Source organism: Streptomyces sp. B15, from assembly GCF_018070605.1.
Taxonomy (GTDB): domain Bacteria; phylum Actinomycetota; class Actinomycetes; order Streptomycetales; family Streptomycetaceae; genus Streptomyces; species Streptomyces smyrnaeus.
The window spans coordinates 1-24,923 of the sequence record NZ_JAGPXJ010000046.1 but is presented as its reverse complement, the minus strand read 5'-3'; the positions used below and the strand labels follow the sequence as shown (position 1 = coordinate 24,923).

Here is a 24,923-nt window from a genome sequence, read left to right as displayed (position 1 = left end):
GCACATCGACCGAGCACGGGAGAGACTCGATGGCGCGGCCTTCGACGGCGGGGGCGAGGCCGCCGACAAGACCGTCACCGTCGTCCATGTGATGCGGCACGGCGAGGTCCACAATCCCGAGGGCATCCTCTACGGGCGGCTGCCCGGGTACCACCTCTCCGACCTGGGCCGCCGGATGGCCGACCGGGTCGCCGAGCACCTGGACCGGCGCGACATCACCCATGTCGTGGCCTCCCCGCTGGAGCGCGCGCAGGAGACCGCGGCGCCGATCGCCAAGACGCACGGTCTGGACGTCGGCACCGACCAGCGGCTGCTCGAGGCCGGGAACGTCTTCCAGGGCAAGACCTTCGGCGTCGGTGACGGGGCACTGCGCAGCCCGGAGAACTGGCGCCATCTGCGCAACCCCTTCCGGCCCTCCTGGGGCGAGCCGTACATCGATCAGGTCGTACGGATGCGGGGGGCGATCGAGAGCGCCAAGGACGCGGCGCGCGGTCACGAGGCCGTCTGCGTCAGCCACCAGCTGCCCATCTGGATCCTGCGCAGCTTCGTCGAGCACCGCAGGCTGTGGCACGATCCGCGCCGGCGCCAGTGCACGCTCGCCTCGCTGACGAGCTTCACCTTCCTCGGCGACCGCATCGTCTCCGTCGGCTACACCGAGCCGGCCCGCGATCTGGTGCCCGCCCATCTGCGGGCCGGCGCCAAGCGCCAGAAGGGCGGCGGCGCCCAGAATCGGGCCGCCGGCGCCTGACCGCTACCGTCCGGGGCCCCGCCGCGGGTGGGCGGCGGCGAGGGGGAGGGGGGCGCGGAAGATCCCCGACGGGCGCATGCGAAACTTTTCACATGAGCCAGACCCGCGCCTCCCGCCGCCGCACCACCCTGCTGGCCGCCGGGGTCGCCGCCGGTGCGCTGCTGCTGTCCGGCTGCGGCGACGAGCAGACCGGTTCGTCCTCCGGCGACACCAAGTTCGTGCAGGGGACGGGCCAGATCACCAAGGTCGCCAAGGACGAGCGCACCTCGGTGCCGAATCTGACCGGCCCCTCGGTCGACGGGAAGAAGCTGAAGCTCTCCGACTACAAGGGCAAGGTCATCGTGCTGAACGTCTGGGGCTCGTGGTGCAGTCCCTGCCGTGCCGAGGCACCCAACCTCGCCAAGGTCGCCCGGGACACCAAGGACGAGGGCGTCCAGTTCCTCGGCATCAACACCCGCGATCTGGACAAGGCCAACGCCAAGGCGTTCGAGCGGAACTACGACATCGACTACCCGAGCTTCTACGACCCCAGTGGCAAGCTCATCCTCAAGTTCCCCAAGAACACCCTCTCCCCGCAGGCCATCCCCTCCACCCTGATCCTCGACAAGGACGGGAAGGTCGCGGTGCGGGCCCTGAAGGAACTGAGCGAGAAGGAACTGCGCTCGGCGCTAGCCCCCCTGATCGACGCGAAGTGACCACCCCATGACCTTGCTCGCGGCCCCGCTGGCGACGGCCTCGCCGGCGACGATCCCGCTGGCGGCAGCCGGGATGAACGGCACCGTCCTCAACGGCGCACTGCTGCTGGCCCTGCCCATCGCCCTCCTCGGCGGGCTGGTCTCCTTCTTCTCGCCGTGCGTGCTGCCGCTGGTCCCCGGCTACCTCTCCTACGTCACCGGCGTCAGCGGCACCGACCTGGCCGAGGCGCGGCGGGGACGGATGTTCCTGGGCGCCGGACTGTTCGTGCTCGGCTTCACCGCGGTCTTCGTCTCCGGCGGCGCCCTCTTCGGCGGCTTCGGCGCCACTCTCCAGGAGAACCGCGTCCTCATCTCCCGGGTGATGGGCGGACTGACGATCCTGCTCGGGCTCGCCTTCATGGGTGCGCTGGGGCCGCTGACCCGCTTCACCCAGCGGGAGGTGCGCATCCACAAGCGGCCGGCGATAGGGCTGGCCGGTGCGCCGATGCTCGGGGTGCTCTTCGGTATCGGCTGGACGCCCTGCATCGGGCCCACGCTCGCCGCCGTTTTGACGCTCTCCTCGAACCAGGCGAGCGCCGGGCGGGGCGCGCTGCTGACGGTGGCCTACTGCCTGGGCCTGGGCGTCCCGTTCGTCGTCGCCGCCGTCGCCTTCCGCCGTGCGCTGGGCGCCTTCGGCTGGGTGAAGCGGCACTACGCGTGGGTCATGCGGATCGGTGGCGGGATGCTCGTCGCCGTCGGTGTCCTGCTCGTCACAGGCATCTGGGACCGGATCGTCTACGAGATCACGGTCTGGTCGTCCGACTTCACGGTGGGGATCTGATCCATGAGCACGACCGGTAGCGGCAAGGGCGTCGTCGAGGCGGCAGCCGACCAGACCGGTGAGGCGACCGGGGCCGCTCAGGAGCGTACGGCCGCCGCCGAGCGGGAGTCCGCCGGTGACCGGGCGGCCTCGGCCCAGCTGTCGACGGCTCCCACCGAGGAGCGGCTGAACGTTCCCTCGCTCGGCCCGCTGGGCTGGCTGCGCTGGTTCTGGCGGCAGCTGACCTCGATGCGGGTGGCGCTGATCCTGCTCTTCCTGCTGTCGCTGGGGGCCATTCCCGGCTCGGTCATCCCGCAGACGCCCGTCGACGCGCTCAAGGTCGAGCGGTTCCGCGAGGAGCACACCACCCTGGCCCCGCTCTACGACAAGCTCCAGCTCTTCGACGTCTACACGTCGGTCTGGTTCTCGGCGATCTACATCCTGCTGTTCATCTCGCTGATCGGCTGCATCGTCCCGCGCACCTGGCAGTTCGTCGGCCAGCTGCGCGCCCGTCCGCCGCGCGCCCCGCGCCGGTTGGACCGGATGCCGGTCTACACGACCTGGCGCACCGAGGCGGAGCCGGAGAAGGTGCTGGGGGCGGCCCGCTCGCTGCTGGGGCGCAGGCGGTTCCGTACGCACCAGGACGGCAACGCCGTCGCCTCGGAGAAGGGGTATCTGCGCGAGGTCGGCAATCTGCTGTTCCATATCGCGCTGATCGTGCTGCTGCTGGCCTTCGCCTCGGGGCAGCTGTTCAAGTCCGAGGGCCGCAAGCTGATCGTGCAGGGCGACGGCTTCTCCAACGTGCTGACGCAGTACGACGACTTCCAGTCGGGCTCGCTGTTCAGCCCCGACATGCTCGACCCGTTCGCCTTCCGGCTGAAGAAGTTCCACGCCACCTACGAGGAGAGCGGTCCCAACAAGGGCACCCCGCGCGACTACCGCGCCGACATCGCCTACACCGAGGGCGCGAGCGGCAAGGAGGAGCACACCTCGATCAAGGTGAACCACCCGCTGCAGATCGGCTCCTCCAAGGTCTATCTGATCGCCAACGGCTACGCGCCCTCCGTCACCGTCAAGGACGGCAAGGGCAACATCGCCTACCGCGGCCCGGTGCCCTTCCTGCAGCAGGACAACAACCAGACCTCCAGCGGCGTGGTGAAGGTCACCGACTATGTGAACGCCAAGGGGCGCAAGGACCAGCTCGGTTTCCAGGGCTTCTTCGTCCCCGACTTCGAGCCGAACAGCGGCACCATGTTCTCCCAGTCGCCCAGCCTGAAGAACCCCACGATGTTCCTGACCGCCTACCACGGCAACCTGGGCGTCGACGGCGGGCCGGCCCAGAACGTGTACCAGCTGAACACCGAGAACATGACCAAGTTCAAGGACAAGGACGGCGACCCCTTCGCCAAGAAGCTCACTCCCGGCGACACCATGACCCTCCCGAACGGCGCCGGCAGCCTCACCTTCGACGGGGTCAAGAAGTGGGCCAACTTCCAGGTCTCCCACCAGGTGGGCAACGGCTGGGCGCTGGGCGGTGCCCTCACCGCCATCGCGGGCCTCGCGGGCTCGCTGTTCATCCAGCGCCGCAGGGTGTGGGTGCGGGCCTACGCCGCCGACGACGGGCGTACGGTCGTCGAGATGGCCGGGCTCGGCCGTAGCGAGTCGGCCCGCCTGCCCGACGAACTCGCCTCCCTGGCCACCGCCATGCAAGACGCGGCGCCCGTCGCGGCCGCGGACGCCGCGGAGCCTGCCGACGCCGCGGAGTCCTCCGACGCCGCCGAGTCCTCCGACGCTGCGGAGTCCTCCGACCCTGCGGACACCGCCGATCCTGCTGATGCCCCCGAAGGAGCAGGCAAGTGAACCTCCTCGCAGCCGACCCCAACGAGCAGCTCGCCCAGATCAGCAACTATCTGATCTACTCGGCGATGGCCGTCTATGTACTGGCCTTCTTCGGCTACATCGCCGAATGGACGTTCGGCTCCCGCAGCAAGGTCGGCCGTACGGCCGCCGCGCTGACGAAGCAGCCCACGGCCGAGGCCGCCGTTCCGGCCCAGGAGGGCGGCGCCGCCGTCCGTGCCGAGGCGAAGGGCGGCAGCACGGCGGTGCTGGAGAAGCCGGCCCCGCCGAAGATCGTCACCCGCTCCGGCAACGGTCGCCGCGGCGAGCTGCCCGATGGCCCCGGCGCGGCGGCGGGCGACGAGCAGGGCGACATGTACGGGCGGATCGCCGTCTCCCTCACGGTGCTGGCGTTCCTGCTGCACTTCGCCGGGGTGCTGACCCGCTCGCTGTCGGTGCAGCGTGCCCCCTGGGGCAACATGTACGAGTTCTCGACGGCCTTCTCGATGGTGGCCGTCGGTGCCTACCTGGGCTTCCTGCTGGCCAAGAAGAACGTCCGCTGGATCGGGCTGCCGCTGGTCACCACCGTCCTGCTGGACCTCGGTCTGGCCGTCACCGTCCTGTACACCGACAGCGACCAGCTCGTCCCCGCGCTCCACTCCTACTGGCTGTGGATCCATGTCTCGCTGGCCATCATCTGCGGCGCGCTGCTCTACCTCGGCTTCGTCGCCTCCGCGCTCTACCTGTTCCGGGACGCCTACGAGACGCATCTGCTGGCCGGCCGCAAGCCCGGAAAGCTGCGCTCCTCGATCATGGAGCGGCTGCCCTCGGCGAACTCGCTGGACAAGTTCGCCTACCGGATCAACGCGACCGTCTTCCCCTTCTGGACCTTCACCATCGTCGCGGGCGCCATCTGGGCGGGAGACGCCTGGGGCCGCTACTGGGGCTGGGACCCCAAGGAGGTCTGGTCGTTCATCACCTGGGTCGCCTACGCTACCTACCTGCACGCGCGTGCCACAGCGGGCTGGAAGGGCCGTAAGGCGGCATACCTCGCGCTTCTCGCCTTCGCCTGCTTCCTGTTCAACTACTACGGCGTCAACATCTTCTTCAACGGCAAGCACTCGTACGCGGGCGTCTGACACACCCGCCGATACCCGGGCGAGCGACGAAGGCGGAGCTATGAGCACCGAAAGCCGGCCGCGGGCCCTCTCCTACGACATCCCGCACGGCACCGCGCGCAGCAGCGCAGACGGTGCGGCGCACACGATCGGCTTCGAGCTGTCCTTCCCGCATCCGCTGGAGAGCGTCTGGGCGGCTGTCGCCACCCCCGCCGGGCTGCGGGGGTGGCTGGCCGCCGCCGATCCGTTCGAACCGGGCCCCGGTGGAGCTGTCACGCTGCGCTGGCTGAACCGCGGCCCGCAGGGAGCCCTACGGGAGGGCGGCCCCGCCTCGGACGAGGGCTTCGCCACGGCCGGGCGGATCACCGCCTGGTCGCGGCGACGACTCGCCGAGTACACCGTCGACGGACGTGGCTCCTTCGGCTTCACCCTGCGCGGCACGCTCGACGACGACCGCACCCGGGTGCGCTTCCGCAACGACTTCACGGGGGACGCCGACTCCCTCCCCGACACCCTCGCCGACTGGCACCAGCACTTCGAACTGCTGGGCGAGGAGCTGCGGGGCCGCCCCGTGGACTGGGCCACCTGGACCCCGGCCCGCTTCGCGGAACTCCGCGGCGAGTACGCACTCTCTCTGAGCTGAGCTGCACTTACCCCGCCGCGAACTTCTTTCGCCGCAACGGCGGCACGCCACCACGAGACAGGGTTCGGCGGAATGACGACGGGCTCGGCCCGTCGCGTATGCCGCCGGACCCTCGCCTTCGTGGCTGGGCGCCGTCGCGGCGACCAAAAGGGCGGGACCCGCGAAGACGGGAGGGTCAGCCCTCGTCGGCGTCCCGTCGATTGCGGAGCTCTTCATCAGAGCGGTCCGGGCGTGGCGGCTCCGCACGGGGCGGCTCCGTCTCATCCGTCGGCCGGCCCCCCGCAGGGGACTCGCCCAGGGACTTGAGGAAGTCCGGGTTGTCGTCCGGTGCGACCCACCTGCGCTCATCGGCGCGCACCGCGCCGTACGGCGCGTTCCGGCGCGGGCGCCCCACCACCAACCAGGCGATGGGTCCCAGCAGAACCTGGCCGAACAGCAGGATGATGATGACCCACACCACCTTCGGCAGCTTGCGCACCTCGTTCTCCGGGGTGTTCAGGCAGTCGATGAAGGCGTAGATCCACAGGGCGAGGATCAGAAGAAAGGGCAAGAGCCTGATGATCACGCGGAACGCCCCCTGGGTGCGAGATGCCGCCGGACGGATGCGGGACGGGGGCCCGACTCGCGGGTCCCCACGGGCCCAGCGTAATGGTCCGGGACAAACCCCCGGCGCTCAGGCCGCGGACATCGGGGAGGATACTGAGGCGTATGGCATACGACGATCTCCGCTCGCTCCTGCGGGCCCTGGAGCGTGACCGCGATCTCGTACGGGTCAAGGCCGAGGTCGATCCCCGGCTGGAGGTGGGGGAAATCGTCGACCGGGTGAACAAGGCCGGTGGCCCCGCGCTGCTGTTCGAGAACGTCAAGGGCTCGGACCTGCCGCTGGCCATGAACGTCTTCGGCACCGACCGGCGCCTGCTCAAGGCGCTCGGCCTGGCCTCCTACGACGAGATCAGCGAGAAGATCGGCGGTCTGCTCAAGCCCGAGCTGCCGCAGGGCTTCGTCGGCTTCCGGGAGGCGTTCGGAAAGCTCGGCGCGATGACGCACGTACCGCCGAAGAAGGTGAAGGACGCGCCCGTCCAGGAGGTCGTCCAGCAGGGCGACGAGGTGGACCTGGACCGGCTGCCCGCGCTGTTCACCTGGCCCGAGGACGGCGGCTCGTTCTTCAACCTGGGCCTCACCCACACCAAGGACCCCGACACCGGCGTACGGAACCTGGGCCTCTACCGGCTCCAGCGGCACGACCGCCGCACCATCGGGATGCACTGGCAGATCCACAAGGACAGCCGCAACCACTACCAGGTCGCCGCCCGGCGCGGCGAGAAGCTGCCCGTCGCCATCGCCTTCGGCTGCCCGCCCGCCGTCACCTACGCGTCCACGGCCCCGCTGCCCGCCGACATCGACGAGTATCTGCTGGCGGGCTTCCTGCAGGGCAAGCGCGTCGAGATGGTCGACTGCAAGACGGTCCCGCTCCAGGTGCCCGCCGCGGCCGAGGTCGTACTGGAGGGCTGGCTGGAGCCGGGCGAGATGCGGCCGGAGGGCCCGTTCGGCGACCACACCGGCTTCTACACGCCGCAGGAGCCCTTCCCGGCGCTGACCATCGACTGCGTGACGACACGGAAGCGCCCGCTGCTGCAGTCCATCGTGGTGGGCCGGCCGCCGACCGAGGACGGGCCGCTGGGCCGGGCCACGGAGCGGTTCTTCCTGCCGCTGCTGAAGGTCGTCGTCCCCGACATCGTCGACTACCACCTGCCGGAGTCGGGCGGCTTCCACAACTGCGCCATCGTCGCCATCGACAAGCGGTACCCCAAGCATGCGCAGAAGGTCATGCACGCCATCTGGGGCGCGCACATGATGTCGCTGACCAAGCTCATCGTGATCGTGGACAAGGACTGCGATGTGCGCAACCTGCACGAGGTGTCCTGGCGGGCGCTGGGCAACGTGGACTACGCGCGCGACCTGACGGTGGTCGAGGGCCCCGTCGACCATCTCGACCACGCCTCCTACCAGCAGTTCTGGGGCGGCAAGGCAGGCATCGACGCCACTCGCAAGCTGCCCGAGGAGGGCTACACACGCGACGGGGGCTGGCCGGAGATGGTCGAGTCGGACCCGCGGGTGGCCGAGCTGGTGAGCCGCCGCTGGAAGGAGTACGGCCTGTGAACCGCGGGTACCCCCGGCCGGAGGTCGAAAGAGGCGAACGGAGAGACGCGTGAGCAGCACAGCTGAGGGAGTGCTCGGGCCCGGTCCGGGCGCGGACATCGGCCGGGTAAGGGCCTTCCTCCGCCTGGTGGTCATCGAGCACTCGGTCTTCGCGCTGCCGTTCGCCTACATCGCCGCACTCACCGCGATGTACCGCGACAGCCGCAGCGTGCACTGGTGGCAGCTGTTCCTGGTGACCGTCGCCATGGTGGGCATGCGGACGTTCGCGATGGCCGCCAACCGGATCATCGACCGCGAGATCGACGCCCGCAACCCGCGCACCGCCGGGCGCGAGCTGGTCACCGGCGCGGTGTCCGTCCGCACGGCCTGGACGGGCGCCGTCGTCGCCCTCGTGGTCTTTGTGGGCGCCGCGGCCCTGCTCAATCCGCTGTGCCTCGCCCTGGCGCCGCTCGCCGTCCTCCCGATGGTCGTCTACCCGTACGGGAAGCGGTTCACCAACTACCCGCACGCCATCCTGGGGCTGGCCCAGGCCATCGGGCCCACCGGCGCCTGGATCGCCGTCACCGGCGTCTGGTCGTGGCACGCCGTGCTCCTCGGGCTGGCCGTGGGCATCTGGATCGGCGGCTTCGACCTCATCTACGCCTGCCAGGACGTGACGGCCGACCGCGCCAACGGGGTCAAGTCGGTGCCCGCCCGCTTCGGCACCGCGGCGGCCATCCACGCCACCCGCGCCGCCCACCTGGTCACCACGGCCCTGCTGCTCGCCTTCGGCCTGGTCACCGACGCGGGCGCCTTCTACTGGCTCGGCCTGCTGATCGTCGCGGTCGCCTTCGTCTACGAGCACACCATCGTCCGCCCCCACGACCTCTCCCGCCTCAACCGCGCCTTCTTCCAGGTCAACAGCTTCATCGGGATTGCCCTGTTCGGGTGTGCCCTGCTCGATCTGGCGGTGCGCGGATTCAGCGTCTGAGTAACCTGCCCCCCTCCACCATCGGGAGCAGGGAAGGGAGAGCGCCGTGACGAGCTCGGAAACCGACCGCCTGCGCTCGCAGCTCAGCCGTCTGGAAGACCGGTTCCCGGGCTACCGGACGGAAATCGCGGGCGGCAAGCCCGTCGAGGTCGCGCTGGAGATCGGCAGGGCGAAGATCGAGACGGACGAGCTGCCCATCGACCGGGAGACCCGCATCCAGCGCCGGGACATGTGACCCGGCGCCGGGAGCCGCGTCAGTGCCAGGCGGGTTTGCCCGCGTCCAGGCGGCGGGGTTCGGCGGTGAGGCGGGCGGCGAGGAGGCCGCCGATCAGCCCGAAGAGGTGGCCCTGCCAGGAGATGCCGGAGTCGGTGGGCAGGACGCCCCACAGGATGGAGCCGTAGAAGACGGCGACGACCGTGCCGAGGGCGACGTCGGTGATACGGCGGTCGACGAAACCGCGGGCCAGCAGATAGCCGAAGAGGCCGAAGATCAGGCCGGAGGCACCGGCGGTGTTGCTGTGCTCCGGGGCGATCAGCCAGACACCGAGTCCGCTGACCACGACGATGATCGCGGCGACGACGAGGAAGCGCCCCACCCCGCGCAGTGCCGCCAGGAAGCCGAGGACCAGCAGCGGCAGCGTATTGGCTATCAGGTGTTCGAAGCCGAAGTGCATGAAGGCGCTGGGGATCACATCCACCAGCTCACCGACGCGGCGGGGCCGTATGCCGAAGGAGTCCAGCGCGTTGCCCGACGCCTGGTCCGCGGCCTCCAGGACCCACAGCAGCGCCACCCAGCCGACGATCAGCTTCCCGGCCGCCAACGCCTTGGCGCCGCCCGTGCTGCCGGTGCCCCCTGAGCCCTTCGCCATGCTCGCCTCCCTCGCGAGGAGCGTCCCTGGCAGGACATGCCTCGTCACGCTCTACAACGGCGCGCGGTGCGCCGACGGTTCCCGTCCCTCCGGAAAACCGCAACCTGCGCCCCGGAGAACCGGCGCCCCGGCAACCGGCGAACCGTCCTGGTCTCCAGGATGCCTCAGATGCCGCCCGTGCCCAGGGCGCCGTACATCACGGCGGCCATCAGGTCCTGCGGCTTCAGCTCCCGTGCGCCGTCGGGCGCCTGCACGGTGACGGCGTCGCCGCTGCCGAAGACCATCCGCAGCGGGAGGTCCACCTTCTCGGCCTGCTTCCCGCTGAGGAACTGCCCCAGGTCGACGGTGAGGCCCGTCAGCTGGCCGCGCCGGATCTGGAGGTCGGCGCTGACGGTCTTGTCGGGCACCGTCGAGGGGTCCAGCCGGGCGCCCAGGGCCTCCAGTGCCCGCGACAGGTCGGGGGCGGCCCTGCGTGCGGGCATGGAGACCGTCACATGCTCGGCGCCGCCGTACTCGCCCGCCTTGCGGAACCGGGCGTGCTCGCCCAGGGTCTTCTCCAGGCCCTCCAGGAACTCCCGCTCGGACTCCCCGTTGAGCGCGCGGCCTGCCGCCGTCGCCCGGCTCAGGCGCTTGCTCGTCTCGTCGCTCTGCTCGGAGCCGCCCGCGCCCGCGGCCCTGCGGTGGTGCCGGCCGAACTCGCCCTTCTTCTCGCCCCTCTTCTCCTCGGCGGCGATCTGCCGCGCGGCCCGTGCGAAGTCGTCGAACGCCTCCGGGTCGATCTCCACCCACTTGCCCTTGAGCGCGTCCTTGGCCGAACCGAGCGACGTGGGCAGGTCCTTGGCGAGGGCGACGATGGTGCGGGCGCGCTGCCGGTCCGCCGCCGAGCCGCCCGTCTGCGCGACGAGGGAGCGCAGGTTCATCCGGACGTAGAGCTTCTCCTCCACCGACTTGGCCGCCAGCACGTCCCTGCCGCCGAAGTTGAGGGCTGTGGCGAACCGGAGGCGTTCGGAGCGGCTGAGCTCCTTGAGGGGGGTCTCCTCCCGGTCGGAGCCGACGGCGAAGGTGAGTTCGCCCCGGGTCAGCAGCCGGGCCGCCTGGCGGGTCGAGGAGTCGTCGTCCGCACCCGCGGCGCGCAGGAACTTCTCGGCCTCGGCCCTGTTGCCGTCCACGGAGACCAGCACGGAGGCCGCAGGCTGCTCGCCCAGCTTCTCGAAGGCGTGCTTGACCTTGAGTCCCGTGGTCACCTTCTCGGCGAGCGAGCAGCCGGTGACGGCGACGGCCAGCACGGTCACGCACGTTGCAGCCGCGGCGGTGTGGCTGGGGCGGGAGACACGCATGCCTCAGAGCGTACGCGTCTTCGCGCGCATGGACGTACGCATCCTTCGGGTGCGCGGACGACCGGCCGGCGGCAGTCCGCACGGCCCGGGACGTGGCCGGTCCCGGCGAGCGGCGCGAGGGTGCGTGCGGCGGCGGGGCGCGGCCGGGACGTAGGGTCGGCGGTGTGAGTGACATGGGACGGGTCCCCTGGGTCGTGGGGGTTTCCGGGGCGTCGGGTACGCCCTATGCGGCAGCGGTCCTCCGGGGACTGCTGGACGCGGGCGAGGATGTGGACCTCATCGTGAGCCGCGCGTCCCGGCTGACGATTCTGGACGAGACCGGGCATCCCTTCCGCGACGCCCACGCGGAGGAGGACCTGCGCCGCTGGCTGGCCCGCGGCGCGGACGGCAGCCCGGACGCGTTCGAGGCGGACCCGGCCCGGGTGCGGCACTGGTCGCCGGGCGATCTGGCGGCGGGACCGTCGTCCGGCTCGTACCCGGTCAAGGGCATGCTGGTGGTTCCGGCGAGTACGGCGTGCGTGGCCGGGGTGGCGCTGGGGCTGTCGAAGGACCTGCTGCAGCGCGCGGCCGGTGTGACGCTCAAGGAGCGCCGCCCGCTCGTCGTCGCGGTACGCGAGACCCCGCTCAACGGCCAGACGCTGCGGCACCTGGTGACGCTGGACGAGGCCGGTGCCGTCGTGCTCCCCGCCTCGCCCGCCTTCTACGCGGGTGCCCGGCACATCCAGGACCTGGTCGACTTCGTGGCCGGTCGGGTGCTGGACGCGGCCGGGGTGCCGCACGAGCTGTACCGGCGGTGGGAGGGGGAGCTCGGGCGGGACAGCAGCCGGGGGGCGGGAGGTACGGGGCGGGGCGGTACCGGGCCGATGCCTTAGATTCGTTCCCCGGACTTCTATGTACAGGAGGCAGCGGCATCCATGGACGCGGTGGACAGGCAGCTCATCCAGGCGCTGCGGGAGAACGGCAGAGCCTCCTACGCCGAACTGGGGCGGCTGGTGGGCCTGTCGGGCCCCAGCGTCACCGACCGGATCAACCGGCTGGAGGCCGCCGGGGTGATCACCGGCTACCGCGCGACCGTCGACGCACCCTCCCTCGGCCTGGGGGTGACGGCGCTGATCGGTATCCAGCTCTCCGACGCCACCGACCACGAGGAGGTGGCCACCCGGCTGCGTGACCTGCAGGAGGTCGAGGACTGCTGGTTCATCGCCGGTGACGACTCGTACATGCTCAAGGTGCGCGCCGGTGACGTGGACGATCTGGAGCGCACCATCCGCCGGCTGTCGGGCACCAAGGGCGTCTCGCGGACGCGTACCACGATCGTGCTGTCGACCAAGTGGGAGAACAGGGTCGGGGAGCTGCCCGAGGAATAGCCGCGGGCGGGGCCTGGCGTAGTGTCGGGCGCGGGGATCAGGACGGACGACGGCACGACGGATGACGGACCGAGGCAGGCAGGTGGCGCGAGGAATGGACGCGGCGGACATCGAGCGGAAGGTCCGCTCCGGCGAGCGGCTGAGCCGCGAGGACGGTATCGCCCTGTACGGCTGCGACGACCTGGCCTGGCTCGGCGGCCTCGCACACGAGGTGCGGACGCGGCACAGCGGCGACGTCGCGTACTTCGCCGCCCGCTGCCCGCAGGATGTGACGGACTTGCAAGAGGCGGTGGCGCTCGCCCCCCGGTGGGCGGCCGACGGCGTCACCGAACTGCGGCTGGGCGCCGGCACGGAGGTGGACGGCAGCACCCTCGCGGAGGGGGTGCGCGTGCTGCGGGCGGCGCTGCCCGAGGGTCTCGCGCTGACGGCGTACGCCCTGCGCTACGGCGGCGCGGGCGCCCCCGTCGACCCGGTGGCCCTCGTCGAGCAGCTGCTGCGGCTGCGCGAACTGCAGGACGAGACGGGCGGGTTCCACGTCGCCGTACCGCTGCTGCAGGACGGGCCGCAGGGCGCGACCGGGGCCGAGGTGCTCAAGGCGTTCGCCGTCGCCCGGCTGCTGCTGGACAACGTGCCGCACCTGGCGGCCGACTGGGCGCTGCACACCGAGCAGACCGCGCAGCTCGCGCTCCAGCACGGCGCGGACGAGCTGACCGGCCGCGTCGTGGGCGATGACGTGGACGACGCCGTGGTCGAGGTCGTGGACGACGGGAGCGCGGCGGAGCAGGATGCCGGTGCGCTCACCCGCGAGGATTTGCTGGCGGCGATCCGCGACGCCGGTTTCCGGCCCGTCGAGCGGGACGCCCACCACGGCGCGGTGCGCAGCCACGAGGGGCCGGACCCGCAGCGGCGCGAGTCCCCCCAGCCCATGCGGGTTTGACGTGCTTCCCCCGGCCTCGCGGCTGGGGAGTCCGGCCTGAGTCGGTCGACCCGTCCGGGGGCTTCACGGTCGAGGTCGGGACCCCCGCCGCGTGCGCCTCTTTGCGACCCGCAGACACGCGGAAACGCGCGGCGGAAGAACTCGATGAGGCCCTGGAAATTTAAAAGTAATTATTATTTCTGCTGGCTGGAGAATGCGCAATCTGCTGCGAAGGCGCTGTTGAGTCAGCGTTCCGCGGGGTACCGCGAGCCGTATGGCAGCGAAGGCAGCAAAAGGCGCTACGGACGGTGAGCGGCCCGAGGACGCGTACGACGCCACGCCCTTTCTCCCCGGGCCCGGACGGCGGGCGAGCGGGAACGTCGGGCTCAACGCGCTGCGGGAGGCGGCGGCCGGGTGCCGGGGCTGTCCGTTGCACGAGAACGCGACGCAGACCGTCTTCGGTACCGGTGACGCGCACGCGCGGGTCTTCCTCGTCGGGGAGCAGCCGGGCGACCAGGAGGACCGGAAGGGAGCCCCGTTCGTCGGCCCGGCGGGCCGGATGCTGGACCGGGCGCTGGACGAGGCCGGCATCGACCCCGCGCAGACGTACGTCACCAACGCCGTCAAGCACTTCAAGTGGGCGCACGAGGAGGGGCGCGGGAAGCGGCGCATCCACAAGCCGCCGACGCTGCGCGAGATGACGGCCTGCGGGCCGTGGCTCGCGGCCGAGCTCGCGCTGACCGAGCCCGAGGTGCTCGTGGTCCTGGGGGCGACGGCGGGCAAGGCGCTGTTCGGTTCGGCGTTCCGGGTCACCAAGGAGCGGGGTTCCTGCACGGAGCGTGAGATACACGGGCGGACCGAGCTGGTCGTCCCCACGATCCACCCCTCGGCGATCCTGCGGGCGGACGACCAGGAACAGGTCTACGGGGGCTTCCTCGCCGACCTGCGGGTGGCGGCGCGGATGCTGGAGTGAGGGCGCTGCGGGCGGCGGGCCGGACTACCGAGGGTCGACGAAGATCGCTTCGTCGCCTGTGCTTGACTGGTGAAGAACCGCGAAACGCCCGAATGCATGGAGAACTCCCGTGAGCAGCAGCACTTCGCACGCGACGCTCCGCTACACCGCCATGCGGATCGGTATCTTCGTCGGCTGCCTCGTCGTCGTCGGGCTGCTGACACACTTCGGCGTCGTTCCCGCCGGGGTGGGCAAGTCGAACCCGATCTGGGTGGTGCTCCTCGCGCTCATCATCTCGGCGCCGCTCAGCTATGTGCTGCTGCGCAAGCAGCGGGCCGCCATGGCGGATCAGATCGCGGGCGGCGTGGGCCGGGCCAAGGCGCGGCTGGCGGCCAACCAGAGCCAGGAGGACGAGGTCCAGGCCCCCCAGGCCGCGAAGTCGCAGGCGGAACCGCGGACGGGCTCCGCCTGAGCGGTCCCGCCTGTACGCCGGCCCCTGAGCGCACGCCGGGGCGGAGTACCGGGCCGAGGCCCGTGTAACCCTCGTCACACCGTCGTCGACGCCCCATCGGGAATGTGCTTTCCCCGGTGGGGCGTTGAGCTTTTCCGTAACTGCCCCCCAAAGGAGAACTTTGGGTAAGCCAAAGACGGAGTGTTAGCGTGACGGCCATGACGAACGCAGCCACCACTTCCGACGCGCATCCGGCCCGGCCGGGCCTGGCGCTCGTGGCGCGGCTGCATGTCGATCTCTGCCGCTGCATGTCGGCGACCTGTCGCTGACAGCGCGGCCGGACTACCCTCCGGCGCGACCGCATCGCCGCGCGGCCGCACGCTCCTGCGACCGCCTCGTTACGCGATCTCCTGCTCGCGACGTCCCTTCCCCCAAGAGTCCGCTTCCTGACGCCCCGGAGTCTGTCCGTGTCTTCGTCCTCGTCGTCCTCACCTTCTTCGCCGTCCGCGGCCGCCGCCGTCGGCGGTGCCGCGCCCGACAAGCGGTCCCGCATACCCAAAGTGCCGTTCTGGGCGCAGATCCTGCTCGGTCTCGTCCTCGGTGTGGTCCTCGGCTGGGCCGCGCGCAACTGGGACGTGGCCTGGCTCGGCACCACCCTCACCAAGATCGGTGAGATCTTCGTCCAGCTGCTGAAGCTGGCCGTCGCACCGCTGGTGTTCTTCGCGATCACCATCTCCATCACCAACCTGCGCAATGTGCACAACGCGGCACGGCTCGCCACCAGGACCCTGCTGTGGTTCATGGCGACCTCGTTGATCGCGGTGGCGATCGGGCTGGTCATCGGTCTGCTGACCAACCCGGGCTCCGGCACCGGGCTGTCGGCGAAGGACGCGGCCAAGCCGGAGACCCAGGGCTCCTGGCTGGACTTCCTCACCGGGATCATCCCGACCGACGTGATCACGCCGTTCACCGAGCTGAAGGTGTTGCAGATCGTCTTCATGGCGGTCGTCGTCGGTATCGCCGCTCTCAAGCTGGGCGAGAAGGCCGAACCCATCCTCAATCTGGGCGAGTCCGTACTGGCGCTGCTGCAGAAGGCGCTGTGGTGGATCATCCGGCTGGCCCCGATCGGCACCATCGGCCTGATCGGCACCGCGATCAAGGACTACGGCTGGGATCTGATCGGCAGCTACGCGACCTTCACGGCCGACATCTACATCGGCTGCGCTCTGGTCCTCTTCGGTGTCTACCCGCTGCTGCTCGGCACGGTCGCCAAGGTCAACCCGATCCAGTTCTTCAAGGGCGCCTGGCCCGCCATCCAGCTGGCGTTCGTCTCCCGCTCCTCGGTGGGCACCATGCCGCTGACCCAGAAGGTCACCGAGCGGCTCGGCGTGCCGAAGGAGTACGCGTCCTTCGCGGTGCCGTTCGGCTCGACGACGAAGATGGACGGCTGCGCCTCCATCTACCCGGCCATCGCGGCGATCTTCGTGGGCGAGTTCTTCCATGTGGACATGGGCGTCAAGGAGTACCTGCTGATCGTCTTCGTCTCGGTCATCGGTTCGGCCGCCACCGCGGGCCTCACCGGCGCCACCGTGATGCTGACGCTCACCCTCTCCACGCTGGGCCTGCCGCTGGAAGGCGTCGGGCTGCTGCTGGCCATCGACCCGATCCTGGACATGATGCGTACGGCCACCAACGTGGCGGGCCAGGCGGTGATCCCGGTCCTCGTCTCGGCCAAGGAGAAGATCCTGGACCGCGAGGCGTTCGCCACCGCGCGCAGCTTCTCCATCGAGGAGGCCGACGACACCGCGGCGAAGCCGCGTGTGACCGCCCCCAGGGAACCGGCCACAACAAGCTGACCTGAAGTTTTCCCTCCGTCCCGCGTCCCGACTCGCGCCCCCGGCCCCGCCGCCGGGGGCGCGTACGCTTGCGGGGAGCCGGAGTCGGCGGGGGAACGGGGCGCTGTCCGAGTCGGCGTCACCGGACCGGCAGGGGGGTCACGGGGCACACGGGGCGAAGGGATGGAAGCGCGTGGGGCAGAAGCGCATGCCGCGCGAGGTGAGGGAGCGCCAGATGCTGGACGCCGCGGCGGCGGCGTTCGCGCGGCAGGGGTACCAGGCCGCCTCCATGGACGACATAGCCGAGGCGGCGGGTGTCTCCAAACCGCTGGTCTATCTGTATCTCAAGTCCAAGGAAGACCTGTTCATGGCCTGCGTCCGGCGGGAGGTCGGAGCACTGGTCGCGGCCGTACGGCAGGGCACGCGGGAGCGCGGGCTCCCGGCCGACCAGCAGCTGTGGAACGGTCTGACCGCGTTCTTCACCCACACGGCGGCCCGCCCGGACGGTGTGGCGGTGCTCTACCGCGCCCGTACACAGGGCGAGCCCTTCGCCCGCGAGGTCGCCGCGATGCGGGTGGAGGTCGTCACGATCGTGACGACGCTGCTGGGTCAGGCGGCGCAGGACGCGGGGTGCGACGGCGAACTGGCCGAACGGGAGGTCTCCGGCCTCGCGCATGCGCTCGTCGGTGCGGCCGAGTCGCTTGCCGAGTGGGCCAACTCCCGTACCGGCGAGCACATCGAAGCGCCCTCGGCGAAGGAGACCGCGGCGACGCTGATGAACTTCTGCTGGGCGGGCCTGGAGAATCTGATGAAGGGCGCCCGGTGGGTGCCTAGCGTGGCGCCGACCCCGCACGGCCGGTGAGGTGCGGCTTCCCGGAATCCGGGCCGCCCCGTAGGGCGAAGGCGCCGGTGGCCGGGTCCAGGGCGTAGTCGACCTGCGCGGGCAGCAGCACGGGGGCCTTGAACTCCGCCTCCGCCCAGCCGATTCCACCGCTCGCCCGGCCGGCCGTCCTCTCCAGCTCCGCCAGGCAGCGGGCGAACGTCCACATCCCGTGTGCGAGGGCGCGGGGGAAGCCGAACGGCCGGGCCGTGAGCGGGTGCAGGTGGATCGGGTTGTGGTCCCCCGAGACGGCGGCGTACCGCCGGCCGAGGTCGGACGGCAGCCGCCAGCGGGCGGCGAGCGGCGGGGCCGGGGCGAGGGTCGGCGAAGCGGGGGCCGAAGGGCGCGCGGTGCGGTGCCGGCACAGATAGGTGCTGCGGGAGTGCCAGACCCGCTCCCCGTCCAGCGCGGCTTCCGTCACGAGGTCGAACGCCGTACCGCCGCGGTGCGGTGCGGGGCCCTCCGCGTGGACGGTCAGCCGCGGGCGGTCCGTGCGGCGCAGCGGCCGGTGCTGCGTCAACTCGATGCGCAGATGCACCAGTCCCGGCAGGGGGAACGGGAAGTGCCGGGCCGCCAGCAGCCGGACGGCCGACGGGAAGGCCATGACGTGCGGGTAGGCGGGGGGCAGCGCCTCGGATCCCGGGTCGTGGCCGCACAGCTGCGCGTAGCGGCGGACCCGCTCCGGGTCCACGGCGGTGGGCGGGAGGGAGATCCGCTCCTGCGGCAGCCGGGCTCCGGTGTACGGGCCGCGCTTGAGCGGTGCGGTGACAGCGGCCGTGGCGAGGTGGCGGAGCGGTGTGTGCGTCCGATGAAGGTGGCGACCGGCCATTCCCCGAACTCCCTCGACTCCCGTAGCTTTACCTCTCAGTAAGGTTACCGAAACGAAGGTTACTGTCCCGTCAGGAGTTTGGCCCAGGCACAGCTGTCCGCACCTGTGATGAAGGAGCCATCACCATGCAACCGGTGCAACTGGTCGAGCCGCACAAGAAGGTGGAGGACGGCAGGGTCCGCGAGGCCTTCGTCCCGCCGCTGGCGCCCCGGGTGACCGGCGGCTCGCTCGCCGACATCCCCTTCACCAACGCCGCCGAGGCCCCTGACGAACCGGTCCTCGGCCGCAAGGGACGGGACGGCGCCTGGTGGGACATGGCGGCCCGCGACTTCGCCGCCGAGGTCCAGGCGATGGCCAAGGGCCTGATCGCGCTGGGGCTGCAGCCGGGGGACCGGCTGGCCATCATGGCCCGTACGACCTACGAATGGACCCTCACCGACTTCGCCGCCTGGGCGGCGGGCCTGGTCACGGTGCCGGTCTACCCCACCTCGTCGGCCTCGCAGGCCCGGCACATCCTGCAGGACTCCCAAACCCGGGCCTGCTTCGTGGAGGACGTCGAACAGACCCGGATGCTCAGCGCCGAGCGGGGCAATCTGCCGGCGCTGGAGCATCTGTGGCAGTTCACCGCGGGCGCGGTGGGCCATGTGATGGACGCGGGACGGGAGATACCCGACGCGCTGGTCACGGAGCGCCGTGCACAGCTGGGTCCGCGGAACATCGCGACGCTCATCTACACCTCGGGCACCACCGGCCCGCCCAAGGGCTGCGTCCTCACCCACGGCAACTTCTTCGCCGAGGTCGACAACGCGATCGAGTTGCTGCACCCGGTCTTCAGAGCCGAACACTCCGAGCCCGCCTCGACGCTGCTGTTCCTGCCGCTGTCGCACGTGTTCGGCCGGATGGTGGCCATCGGCTGTCTGCGGGCCCGGGTCCGGCTCGCGCACGCGCCGAGCATCAGGACCGAGGATCTGCTCCCCGATCTGGCGGGCTTCGCGCCGACGTTCCTGCTGGGGATTCCGTATGTGCTGGAAAAGATCTACAACACCGGCCGGGCGACGGCCGAGCAGATGGGCCGCGCCTCGTCCTTCGACCGGGGCGCCCGTATCGCGCAGCGGTACGGAGAGGCCGTCGAGGCGCAGGAGCACGGTTTCGGCAGCGGCCCGGGGTTCGGGCTGCGTGCCGCGCGCGGCCTCTACGACGCGCTCATCTACCGGCGGATCCGGGCGGCGCTCGGCGGGCGCTGCCGCTATGTGATCTGCGGCGGCTCGCCGCTGGGGCACCGGCTCGCGGCGTTCTTCGAGGGCGCGGGGGTCACGGTGTTCGAGGGCTACGGCCTCACCGAGACCACCGCGGCGACCACCGCCACACCACCCCTCAAACCGCGCCTGGGCACGGTCGGCTGGCCGGTGCCGGGCACGGCGGTGCGGATCGCCGACGACGGCGAGGTGCTGATCAAGGGCGACCACGTCTTCGCCGGTTACTGGGACGCCCGTACCGGGAGCGTGACCCCGCACCGGGACGCGGAGGGGTGGATGCCCACCGGGGACCTGGGCGCGCTCGACTCGGAGGGGTATCTGAGCATCACCGGGCGCAAGAAGGACGTCATCATCACCTCCGCGGGCAAGAACCTGGCGCCGGCCCCGCTGGAGGACTGGCTGCGGGCGCATCCGCTGGTCAGCCAGTGCCTGGTGATCGGTGACAACCGGCCGTACGTGACGGCGCTGGTGACGCTGGAGCCGGACGGGCTCGCGCACTGGCAGCGGATGCACAAGAAGCAGCATCTGAGCGTGGCCGAACTGGTCGTCGACGGCGATCTGCTGCGCAGTCTCCAGCAGGCCGTGGACGAGGCCAACTCGCTGGTGTCGCGGGCCGAGTCGATCCGGCGATTCGCCGTGCTGCAGCGCGACTTCAGCGAGGAGGGCGGACATCTGACGCCGTCGATGAAGCTGCGACGTGCAGCGATCGTGCGGGACTTCGCCGCGGAGATCGACAAGCTCTACGTGCGCTGAGGGGGTATCCCGAGAGTCATCCTCTGGCCAACGGCGGTACCGTGACCTCAGCGCAGGCAGAGCACGGCCGGGGGACGGGGAACTCCTCCCTCGCCGGGAGGGACACGGGATGACGACACCCCCGCAGCCACCGAATCAGCCCCCGGGCCACCCTCCGGGCGGCGGTGGTTTCGGCCCCCCGTCCGGGGGTGGCTTCGGCGAGCCGCAGAACGGCGGTTTCGGCGGGCCGCCGGGCGGCGGTTACGGGCAGCCACCGGGCGGGCCCGGAGCACCGGTCGGCCCTGGCGCACCGGGCGGGCCCGGAGCGCCGTACGGCCCCGGTGGCTTCCCGGCCCCGTACGGCAGCCCGCCGCCGCCCTCACCGAACCGCAGCAACAAGGTCGTCGGCATCGTGGTGGCCGCCGTCCTGGTCGTCGCCGTCGCGGTGGCGGGGACGTTGCTGGCCCTCTCGGGCGGTGACGACGACAAGAACGACTCCGCCGACAACAAGGCGTCCTCCGAGCAGTCCGGGTCTCCCTCCGACGAGTCCTCCGGCGAGCCCTCCGACGAGCCCTCCGACGACGAGGAGCCGACGCCGAGCCCCAGCGAGTCGAAAACCACCTACAAGCTGAGCTTCCCCAAGACGCTGGAGGACGGCCGGTACCGGCTCCGCAAGGACCTCAGCGACTCGGTCAAGCCCGCACAGCCGGGCGAGACGGCCCATCTGGGCTCCTACTCCAACTCCTCCGACACCTCCCGCCTCCTCTACGGCGCGGCCACCGGCGAGGACTACGGAAACCCGGAGCTGTCCAAGAACCAGATGATGGACGGCATGGAGTCGGGCTCGGCCATGGAGGTGGCCGTCAAGCGCCGCGACATCACCCCGGCCGGCGGCGACCCGCTGACCTGCGAGGTGCTGGTCAAGTCGCAGGCCGGCCGGAAGCTGACGATCCCCGTCTGCGCCTGGAGCGACCCGGGCACCGCGGCCTACGTCGCCAAGGACAGCGCCGACACCTACTCGGTCGACCCGAAGAGCGTGGATCTTGAGGCTTGGGCGGAGCGGGTCAGCCGCATCCGCGACGAGGTGCGTACGCCCGCCTGACCGCCTCGCCCGCGCGAGTTGACCTCAACCTTTGTTCAAGTTGAAGACTGCTCTCGTGTCCAGCCGACAGTCGTCGGCGTGAGGAGAGTGGTTGCAATGCGTGGAATCCAGGTATCGCGCTTCGGCGGTCCCGAAGTGCTGGAGGTCGTCGAACTGCCCGATCCCGCCCCCGGCCCCGGGCAGGTGGTCATCGAGGTGGCCTACGCCGACGTGATCTTTTTGGATACCCAGATCAGGCGGGACGGTGCCTTCTTCGACCCCGCGCTGCCGTTGGTACCCGGCGGCGCGGTCGGCGGCCGGATCGACCTGCTGGGCGCGGACATCGGTGCCGCCTGGCGGGGAAGGCAGGTCGTCGGCAAGACCGCCGCGCCCGCCGCGGGCGGGTACGCGCAGCGCGCGCTCGCCCCGATCGAGACGGTCAGCGTCGTACCCGCTGGGCTCGAGCTGCGCACGGCGACCGCGCTGGTGCACGACGGCCCCACCGCCGTACGGCTCTTCGACAACGCCGTCGGCGCGGGCAATCTGCGCCCCGGCGCCTGGGTGCTCGTCCTCGCGGCGGGCGGCGGACTCGGCGCACTGCTGGTGCAGTTGGCCAAGGCCGCCGGCGCCCGGGTCGTCGCGGCTGCTCGCGGCGAACGGAAACTCGCCCTCGTCCAGCAGGAGCTGGGCGCCGACGCGGTGGTCGACTACGCGCGGCCCGACTGGCCGGACCGGGTGCGGGAGGCGGTCGGCGAAGCCGGCGTCCATGTGGTGTTCGACGGCGTGGGCGGCACCATCGGCAGCCAGGCCTTCGAGCTGGCCGCTCGCGGAGCCCGCTTCTCCGCGCACGGGGCGCCCTCCGGCGGCTTCGCGGAAGTGGACCCGGAGGCGGCCGAGGCCCGGGAGGTCACGCTGGCAGGTATCGAACAGGTCCAGCTGTCCCCGGCCGAGGCGAAGCCCCTGCTGGACCGCGCCCTGTCCGAGGCAGCGGCAGGCCGGCTGCGCCCGGTGGTCGGGCAGACCTTTCCGCTGGAGGACGCCGCCAAGGCGCACACCGCCATCGAGGCCCGCGAAGTGCTGGGCAAGACGCTGCTGACGGTGGGGTGAAACACGCGCGGGGGACGGCTTCGCCCGCGCGTCCGGGGAACTGCTTCGCCCGCCCCTCCGGGGGAAGGGGGGCGGGCGAAGCGGCTGGAGGTCGGCGGCTCAGAAGGGCCTGTCGCCGACGATGGCCACCCGTTCGGCCACCCGCCGGTGCGGCGCGTAGTCGAACAGGGCGTAGTGCTGGGTGGCCCGGTTGTCCCAGAACGCGATGTCACCGGGCTGCCAGGCGAACCGCACCTGGTACTCCGGGACATGCGCCTGACGGACCAGCTCGGCCAGCAGCTGGTCGCTCTCCTCGCGCTCCATCCCCACGATGTGGGTGGTGAACGAGGTGTTCACGAACAGCATCCTGCGGCCCGTCTCCGGGTGTGTACGCACCACCGGGTGCTCGACCGGCGGGAACTGCTCCTGCAGCTCGGCCAGCCGCTGGGCCGAGGTGAACCGTGCGAACCCGGGGATGAAGTCGTGCACCGCCGTCGCCCCGTCGATCCGCTCCCGCACATGGGACGGCAGATTGTCGTACGCGGCGGCCATGTCGGCCCACATGGTGTGCCCACCCAGCGGCGGCACCTCCCGCAGCTGCAGCACCGCACCCATCGCGGGCCGCTCGCGGAAGGTGACATCGGTGTGCCACACGTTCTCGTACGTGGGCCGCGTCGCGGCGCCCTTGTCGAAGCGGACGATCTCGTCGCTGGAGCCGCGCGCCAGCAGCGGGTTGGTCTCCAACTCGCCCCAGTGCCGCGCGAACGCGGCCTGCTGCTGCGGGGTGAGGTCGGCGCCGCGGAAGAAGAGGACCTTCCACTCCAGCAGCGCCCGGTTCAGCTCCGCACGCAGCGCGGGGCTCAGCGGCCGGGACAGATCGGCGCCCCGGATCTCCGCGCCGATGACGCGCGTCTGCGGCACGACCTCGATCAGCTCGTAGGGGTGCTCCTCCCAGCTCTCGGGGAAGGGCCGCAGAATACGCACGCCTTCGTACAGACCGCCCTCCGGAACGCGGGCGTCACGAAGGGCGGCAGTCGTCTCAGGGATGGTGGTGCTCATGAAAGGTCCTCCAGCGGATCCGATCAACGGTGGACAATGCACCTACCGCGCCATGGCGCGGTGGCTCCGTCGCTCCCGCACGGGGAGCCGGCGTCGCACCTAGAGACCGGATCGCTCGCACCCACGCCGCCACGGGACGCCGTGGCGTCCGAGCGGGGAGGTGGAGTGCGCGACCATGGGGCTCATTGTCGGATTCCCACCCTGAAACGTCAACATCGCCCAGGTCAGCCGACCGGCGCGATGGCGCGCCCCGCCCACTCCGGTGCCTCCTCGACGAGGTCCGCGAGCCGCTGCTCCACCTCGTCGGGGAACGGCACGCTGCCTGCGGCCCCGACATGCAGCGCGAACAGCTCGCTGGTGGCGACCACCCGGTCCTCGACGTTCATCTCGTGCACGAACCGGAGCTTCTTCCCGGCGACACCGAGAACACGGGTCCGCACCGCGAGCGGCGCTCCCTCCGGCACCTCGCTCAGATACCGCACATGTGCTTCGACGGTGTACAACGAACAGCCCGTGCGCTCCCGGTACGTGGGGCCCAGGCCCACAGCGTCCATCATCGCGTCGGTCGCGTGGCCGAAGACGAGGACGTAGAACGCCTCGCTCATATGGCCGTTGTAGTCGATCCACTCGGGGCGGACCGTCTGTTCGAAGGAGGGCAGCCGCGTCATCGGGCATCCCCACCCGGCAGCCGGCCGGTGGCCCGCAGTACGTCGATGACGCCCTGGTCCCGCTCGGCGACCAGTTCGGCGATGCTGCGCCCGTCGGCCGCCTCCTCGCACCCCGCGACCATCGCCTCCCGCAGGGCGGAGTCCAGCTCGGGAGCCTCCAGCCGGGTCCACGGAGACTTCAGGGACGGCCCGAAGTGGTCGAGCATATGGCCCATCCCACCTTCGCCGCCCGCCAGCGCGAACGTCAGGCACGGGCCCATGAACGCCCATCGCAGCCCCGGACCCTCGGTGATCGAGTCGTCGATCTCCTTCACCGTCGCCTCTCCGTTGGCGACCATGTGCAGCGCCTCCCGCCACAGCGCCTCCTGCAGCCGGTTGGCGATGAACCCGGGCAGCTCCCGTTCCATCGTGATCACCGACTTGCCCGCCACCTCGTAGAACCGCGACGCCCACTCGACGGCCCACTGCGCGGTGCTCCGCCCGCCGACCACCTCGACCAGCGGGATCAGATACGGCGGGTTGAACGGGTGCCCCACCAGCAGCCGCTGCGGGTCCGCGGCCTGCGTCTGCATGTCCGTCATCGGGTAGCCGGACGTGGACGAGGCGATGACGACATCCTTCGGCGTCGCCTCGTCC

Annotated in this window: 26 protein-coding genes; 19 read left to right on the top strand and 7 right to left on the bottom strand. The window is 71.0% G+C overall.

Annotated elements, in window-relative coordinates:
• The first annotated feature begins 91 nt into the window (after positions 1–91).
• From KBY19_RS20655 to KBY19_RS20630, 6 genes are all read left to right on the top strand, one after another.
• Complete coding sequence (locus KBY19_RS20655; RefSeq protein WP_247691227.1) at positions 92–748, top strand: histidine phosphatase family protein; 657 nt, start codon at positions 92–94, stop codon at positions 746–748.
• Between the two features lie 92 nt (positions 749–840).
• Positions 841–1,443 carry a TlpA disulfide reductase family protein gene (locus tag KBY19_RS20650; RefSeq protein ID WP_099883370.1) on the top strand — a complete coding sequence of 201 codons (603 nt, stop codon included), beginning with the start codon at positions 841–843 and terminating at the stop codon, positions 1,441–1,443.
• A gap of 73 nt (positions 1,444–1,516) precedes the next feature.
• Entirely contained in the window at positions 1,517–2,263 is a 747-nt protein-coding gene (locus tag KBY19_RS20645) for a cytochrome c biogenesis CcdA family protein (RefSeq protein WP_180289932.1), read from the top strand.
• Between the two features lie 3 nt (positions 2,264–2,266).
• A complete protein-coding gene (locus KBY19_RS20640) occupies positions 2,267–4,102 on the top strand; it encodes a cytochrome c biogenesis protein ResB (RefSeq protein WP_210966378.1) in 1,836 nt (611 codons plus the stop codon).
• Positions 4,099–5,217: a c-type cytochrome biogenesis protein CcsB gene (gene ccsB, locus KBY19_RS20635; RefSeq protein WP_185017830.1), complete on the top strand. Its 1,119-nt coding sequence runs from the start codon at positions 4,099–4,101 to the stop codon at positions 5,215–5,217. Before KBY19_RS20640 ends, ccsB begins: the two co-directional genes overlap by 4 nt.
• 40 nt (positions 5,218–5,257) lie before the next feature.
• Entirely contained in the window at positions 5,258–5,839 is a 582-nt protein-coding gene (locus KBY19_RS20630; protein WP_210966377.1) for a hypothetical protein, read from the top strand.
• A 175-nt stretch (positions 5,840–6,014) separates the two neighbouring features.
• On the opposite strand, the gene KBY19_RS20625 is transcribed toward KBY19_RS20630, so the two are convergent.
• Entirely contained in the window at positions 6,015–6,401 is a 387-nt protein-coding gene (locus tag KBY19_RS20625) for a PLD nuclease N-terminal domain-containing protein (RefSeq protein ID WP_210966385.1), read from the bottom strand.
• Between the two features lie 146 nt (positions 6,402–6,547).
• Between KBY19_RS20625 and KBY19_RS20620 the strand changes: the two genes are divergently transcribed.
• The 3 genes from KBY19_RS20620 to KBY19_RS36690 are packed head-to-tail and all read left to right on the top strand — an operon-like array spanning position 6,548 to position 9,204.
• The gene (locus tag KBY19_RS20620) at positions 6,548–7,999 is read left to right on the top strand and encodes a menaquinone biosynthesis decarboxylase (protein WP_099883375.1); all 1,452 of its coding nucleotides are present in this window, start codon (positions 6,548–6,550) and stop codon (positions 7,997–7,999) included.
• A gap of 49 nt (positions 8,000–8,048) precedes the next feature.
• Positions 8,049–8,969 (top strand): menaquinone biosynthesis prenyltransferase MqnP, encoded by a 921-nt coding sequence (gene mqnP, locus KBY19_RS20615; RefSeq protein ID WP_099883376.1) that lies wholly within the window; start codon positions 8,049–8,051, stop codon positions 8,967–8,969.
• A 46-nt stretch (positions 8,970–9,015) separates the two neighbouring features.
• Positions 9,016–9,204 (top strand): hypothetical protein, encoded by a 189-nt coding sequence (locus KBY19_RS36690; RefSeq protein WP_221507153.1) that lies wholly within the window; start codon positions 9,016–9,018, stop codon positions 9,202–9,204.
• A 19-nt stretch (positions 9,205–9,223) separates the two neighbouring features.
• Here KBY19_RS36690 and KBY19_RS20605 read toward each other — a convergent pair whose 3' ends face one another.
• On the bottom strand, positions 9,224–9,838 hold the full coding sequence (locus tag KBY19_RS20605) for a rhomboid family intramembrane serine protease (protein WP_099883377.1): 615 nt from the start codon (positions 9,836–9,838) through the stop codon (positions 9,224–9,226).
• A 164-nt stretch (positions 9,839–10,002) separates the two neighbouring features.
• Positions 10,003–11,175, bottom strand: a complete 1,173-nt coding sequence (locus KBY19_RS20600) for a hypothetical protein (RefSeq protein WP_210966376.1) — start codon at positions 11,173–11,175, stop codon at positions 10,003–10,005.
• A 173-nt stretch (positions 11,176–11,348) separates the two neighbouring features.
• On the opposite strand from KBY19_RS20600, the gene KBY19_RS20595 reads away from it, so the two are divergent.
• The 7 genes from KBY19_RS20595 to KBY19_RS20565 all read left to right on the top strand — a co-directional run bounded on the left by KBY19_RS20595 (position 11,349) and on the right by KBY19_RS20565 (position 17,558).
• Positions 11,349–12,047, top strand: coding sequence for a UbiX family flavin prenyltransferase (locus KBY19_RS20595; protein ID WP_210966384.1), 699 nt, complete (start codon positions 11,349–11,351; stop codon positions 12,045–12,047).
• Between the two features lie 42 nt (positions 12,048–12,089).
• Positions 12,090–12,542 (top strand): Lrp/AsnC family transcriptional regulator, encoded by a 453-nt coding sequence (locus KBY19_RS20590; RefSeq protein WP_099883380.1) that lies wholly within the window; start codon positions 12,090–12,092, stop codon positions 12,540–12,542.
• Positions 12,543–12,603: 61 nt separating this feature from the next.
• Positions 12,604–13,479 (top strand): hypothetical protein, encoded by an 876-nt coding sequence (locus KBY19_RS20585; RefSeq protein WP_307843570.1) that lies wholly within the window; start codon positions 12,604–12,606, stop codon positions 13,477–13,479.
• Positions 13,480–13,732: 253 nt separating this feature from the next.
• Positions 13,733–14,431 (top strand): UdgX family uracil-DNA binding protein, encoded by a 699-nt coding sequence (locus KBY19_RS20580; RefSeq protein WP_099883382.1) that lies wholly within the window; start codon positions 13,733–13,735, stop codon positions 14,429–14,431.
• Positions 14,432–14,540: 109 nt separating this feature from the next.
• Positions 14,541–14,882 carry a DUF4229 domain-containing protein gene (locus KBY19_RS20575; protein WP_099883383.1) on the top strand — a complete coding sequence of 114 codons (342 nt, stop codon included), beginning with the start codon at positions 14,541–14,543 and terminating at the stop codon, positions 14,880–14,882.
• 530 nt (positions 14,883–15,412) lie between these two features.
• Positions 15,413–16,717 carry a dicarboxylate/amino acid:cation symporter gene (locus tag KBY19_RS20570; protein WP_185019474.1) on the top strand — a complete coding sequence of 435 codons (1,305 nt, stop codon included), beginning with the start codon at positions 15,413–15,415 and terminating at the stop codon, positions 16,715–16,717.
• Positions 16,718–16,904: 187 nt separating this feature from the next.
• The gene (locus KBY19_RS20565; RefSeq protein ID WP_210966383.1) at positions 16,905–17,558 is read left to right on the top strand and encodes a TetR/AcrR family transcriptional regulator; all 654 of its coding nucleotides are present in this window, start codon (positions 16,905–16,907) and stop codon (positions 17,556–17,558) included.
• Here KBY19_RS20565 and KBY19_RS20560 read toward each other — a convergent pair.
• Positions 17,527–18,405, bottom strand: a complete 879-nt coding sequence (locus KBY19_RS20560; RefSeq protein WP_210966374.1) for a MaoC family dehydratase — start codon at positions 18,403–18,405, stop codon at positions 17,527–17,529. The genes KBY19_RS20565 and KBY19_RS20560 overlap by 32 nt on opposite strands.
• 125 nt (positions 18,406–18,530) lie before the next feature.
• On the opposite strand from KBY19_RS20560, the gene KBY19_RS20555 reads away from it, so the two are divergent.
• The 3 genes from KBY19_RS20555 (at position 18,531) to KBY19_RS20545 (ending at position 22,581) form a co-directional block, all read left to right on the top strand.
• Entirely contained in the window at positions 18,531–20,414 is a 1,884-nt protein-coding gene (locus KBY19_RS20555) for a long-chain fatty acid--CoA ligase (RefSeq protein WP_099883385.1), read from the top strand.
• A gap of 109 nt (positions 20,415–20,523) precedes the next feature.
• A complete protein-coding gene (locus tag KBY19_RS20550; RefSeq protein ID WP_185017834.1) occupies positions 20,524–21,495 on the top strand; it encodes a hypothetical protein in 972 nt (323 codons plus the stop codon).
• Between the two features lie 96 nt (positions 21,496–21,591).
• Positions 21,592–22,581, top strand: a complete 990-nt coding sequence (locus tag KBY19_RS20545; RefSeq protein WP_210966373.1) for a zinc-binding dehydrogenase — start codon at positions 21,592–21,594, stop codon at positions 22,579–22,581.
• Positions 22,582–22,680: 99 nt separating this feature from the next.
• Here KBY19_RS20545 and KBY19_RS20540 read toward each other — a convergent pair whose 3' ends face one another.
• The 3 genes from KBY19_RS20540 to KBY19_RS20530 all read right to left on the bottom strand — a co-directional run.
• Positions 22,681–23,619, bottom strand: a complete 939-nt coding sequence (locus tag KBY19_RS20540) for a TauD/TfdA family dioxygenase (RefSeq protein ID WP_210966372.1) — start codon at positions 23,617–23,619, stop codon at positions 22,681–22,683.
• Between the two features lie 224 nt (positions 23,620–23,843).
• Complete coding sequence (locus tag KBY19_RS20535) at positions 23,844–24,287, bottom strand: thioesterase family protein (RefSeq protein WP_099883389.1); 444 nt, start codon at positions 24,285–24,287, stop codon at positions 23,844–23,846.
• Positions 24,284–24,923 (bottom strand): 3-hydroxyacyl-CoA dehydrogenase NAD-binding domain-containing protein (locus tag KBY19_RS20530; RefSeq protein WP_210966371.1); only part of this gene is annotated, 640 nt, incomplete at its 5' end. The genes KBY19_RS20530 and KBY19_RS20535, both read right to left, overlap by 4 nt.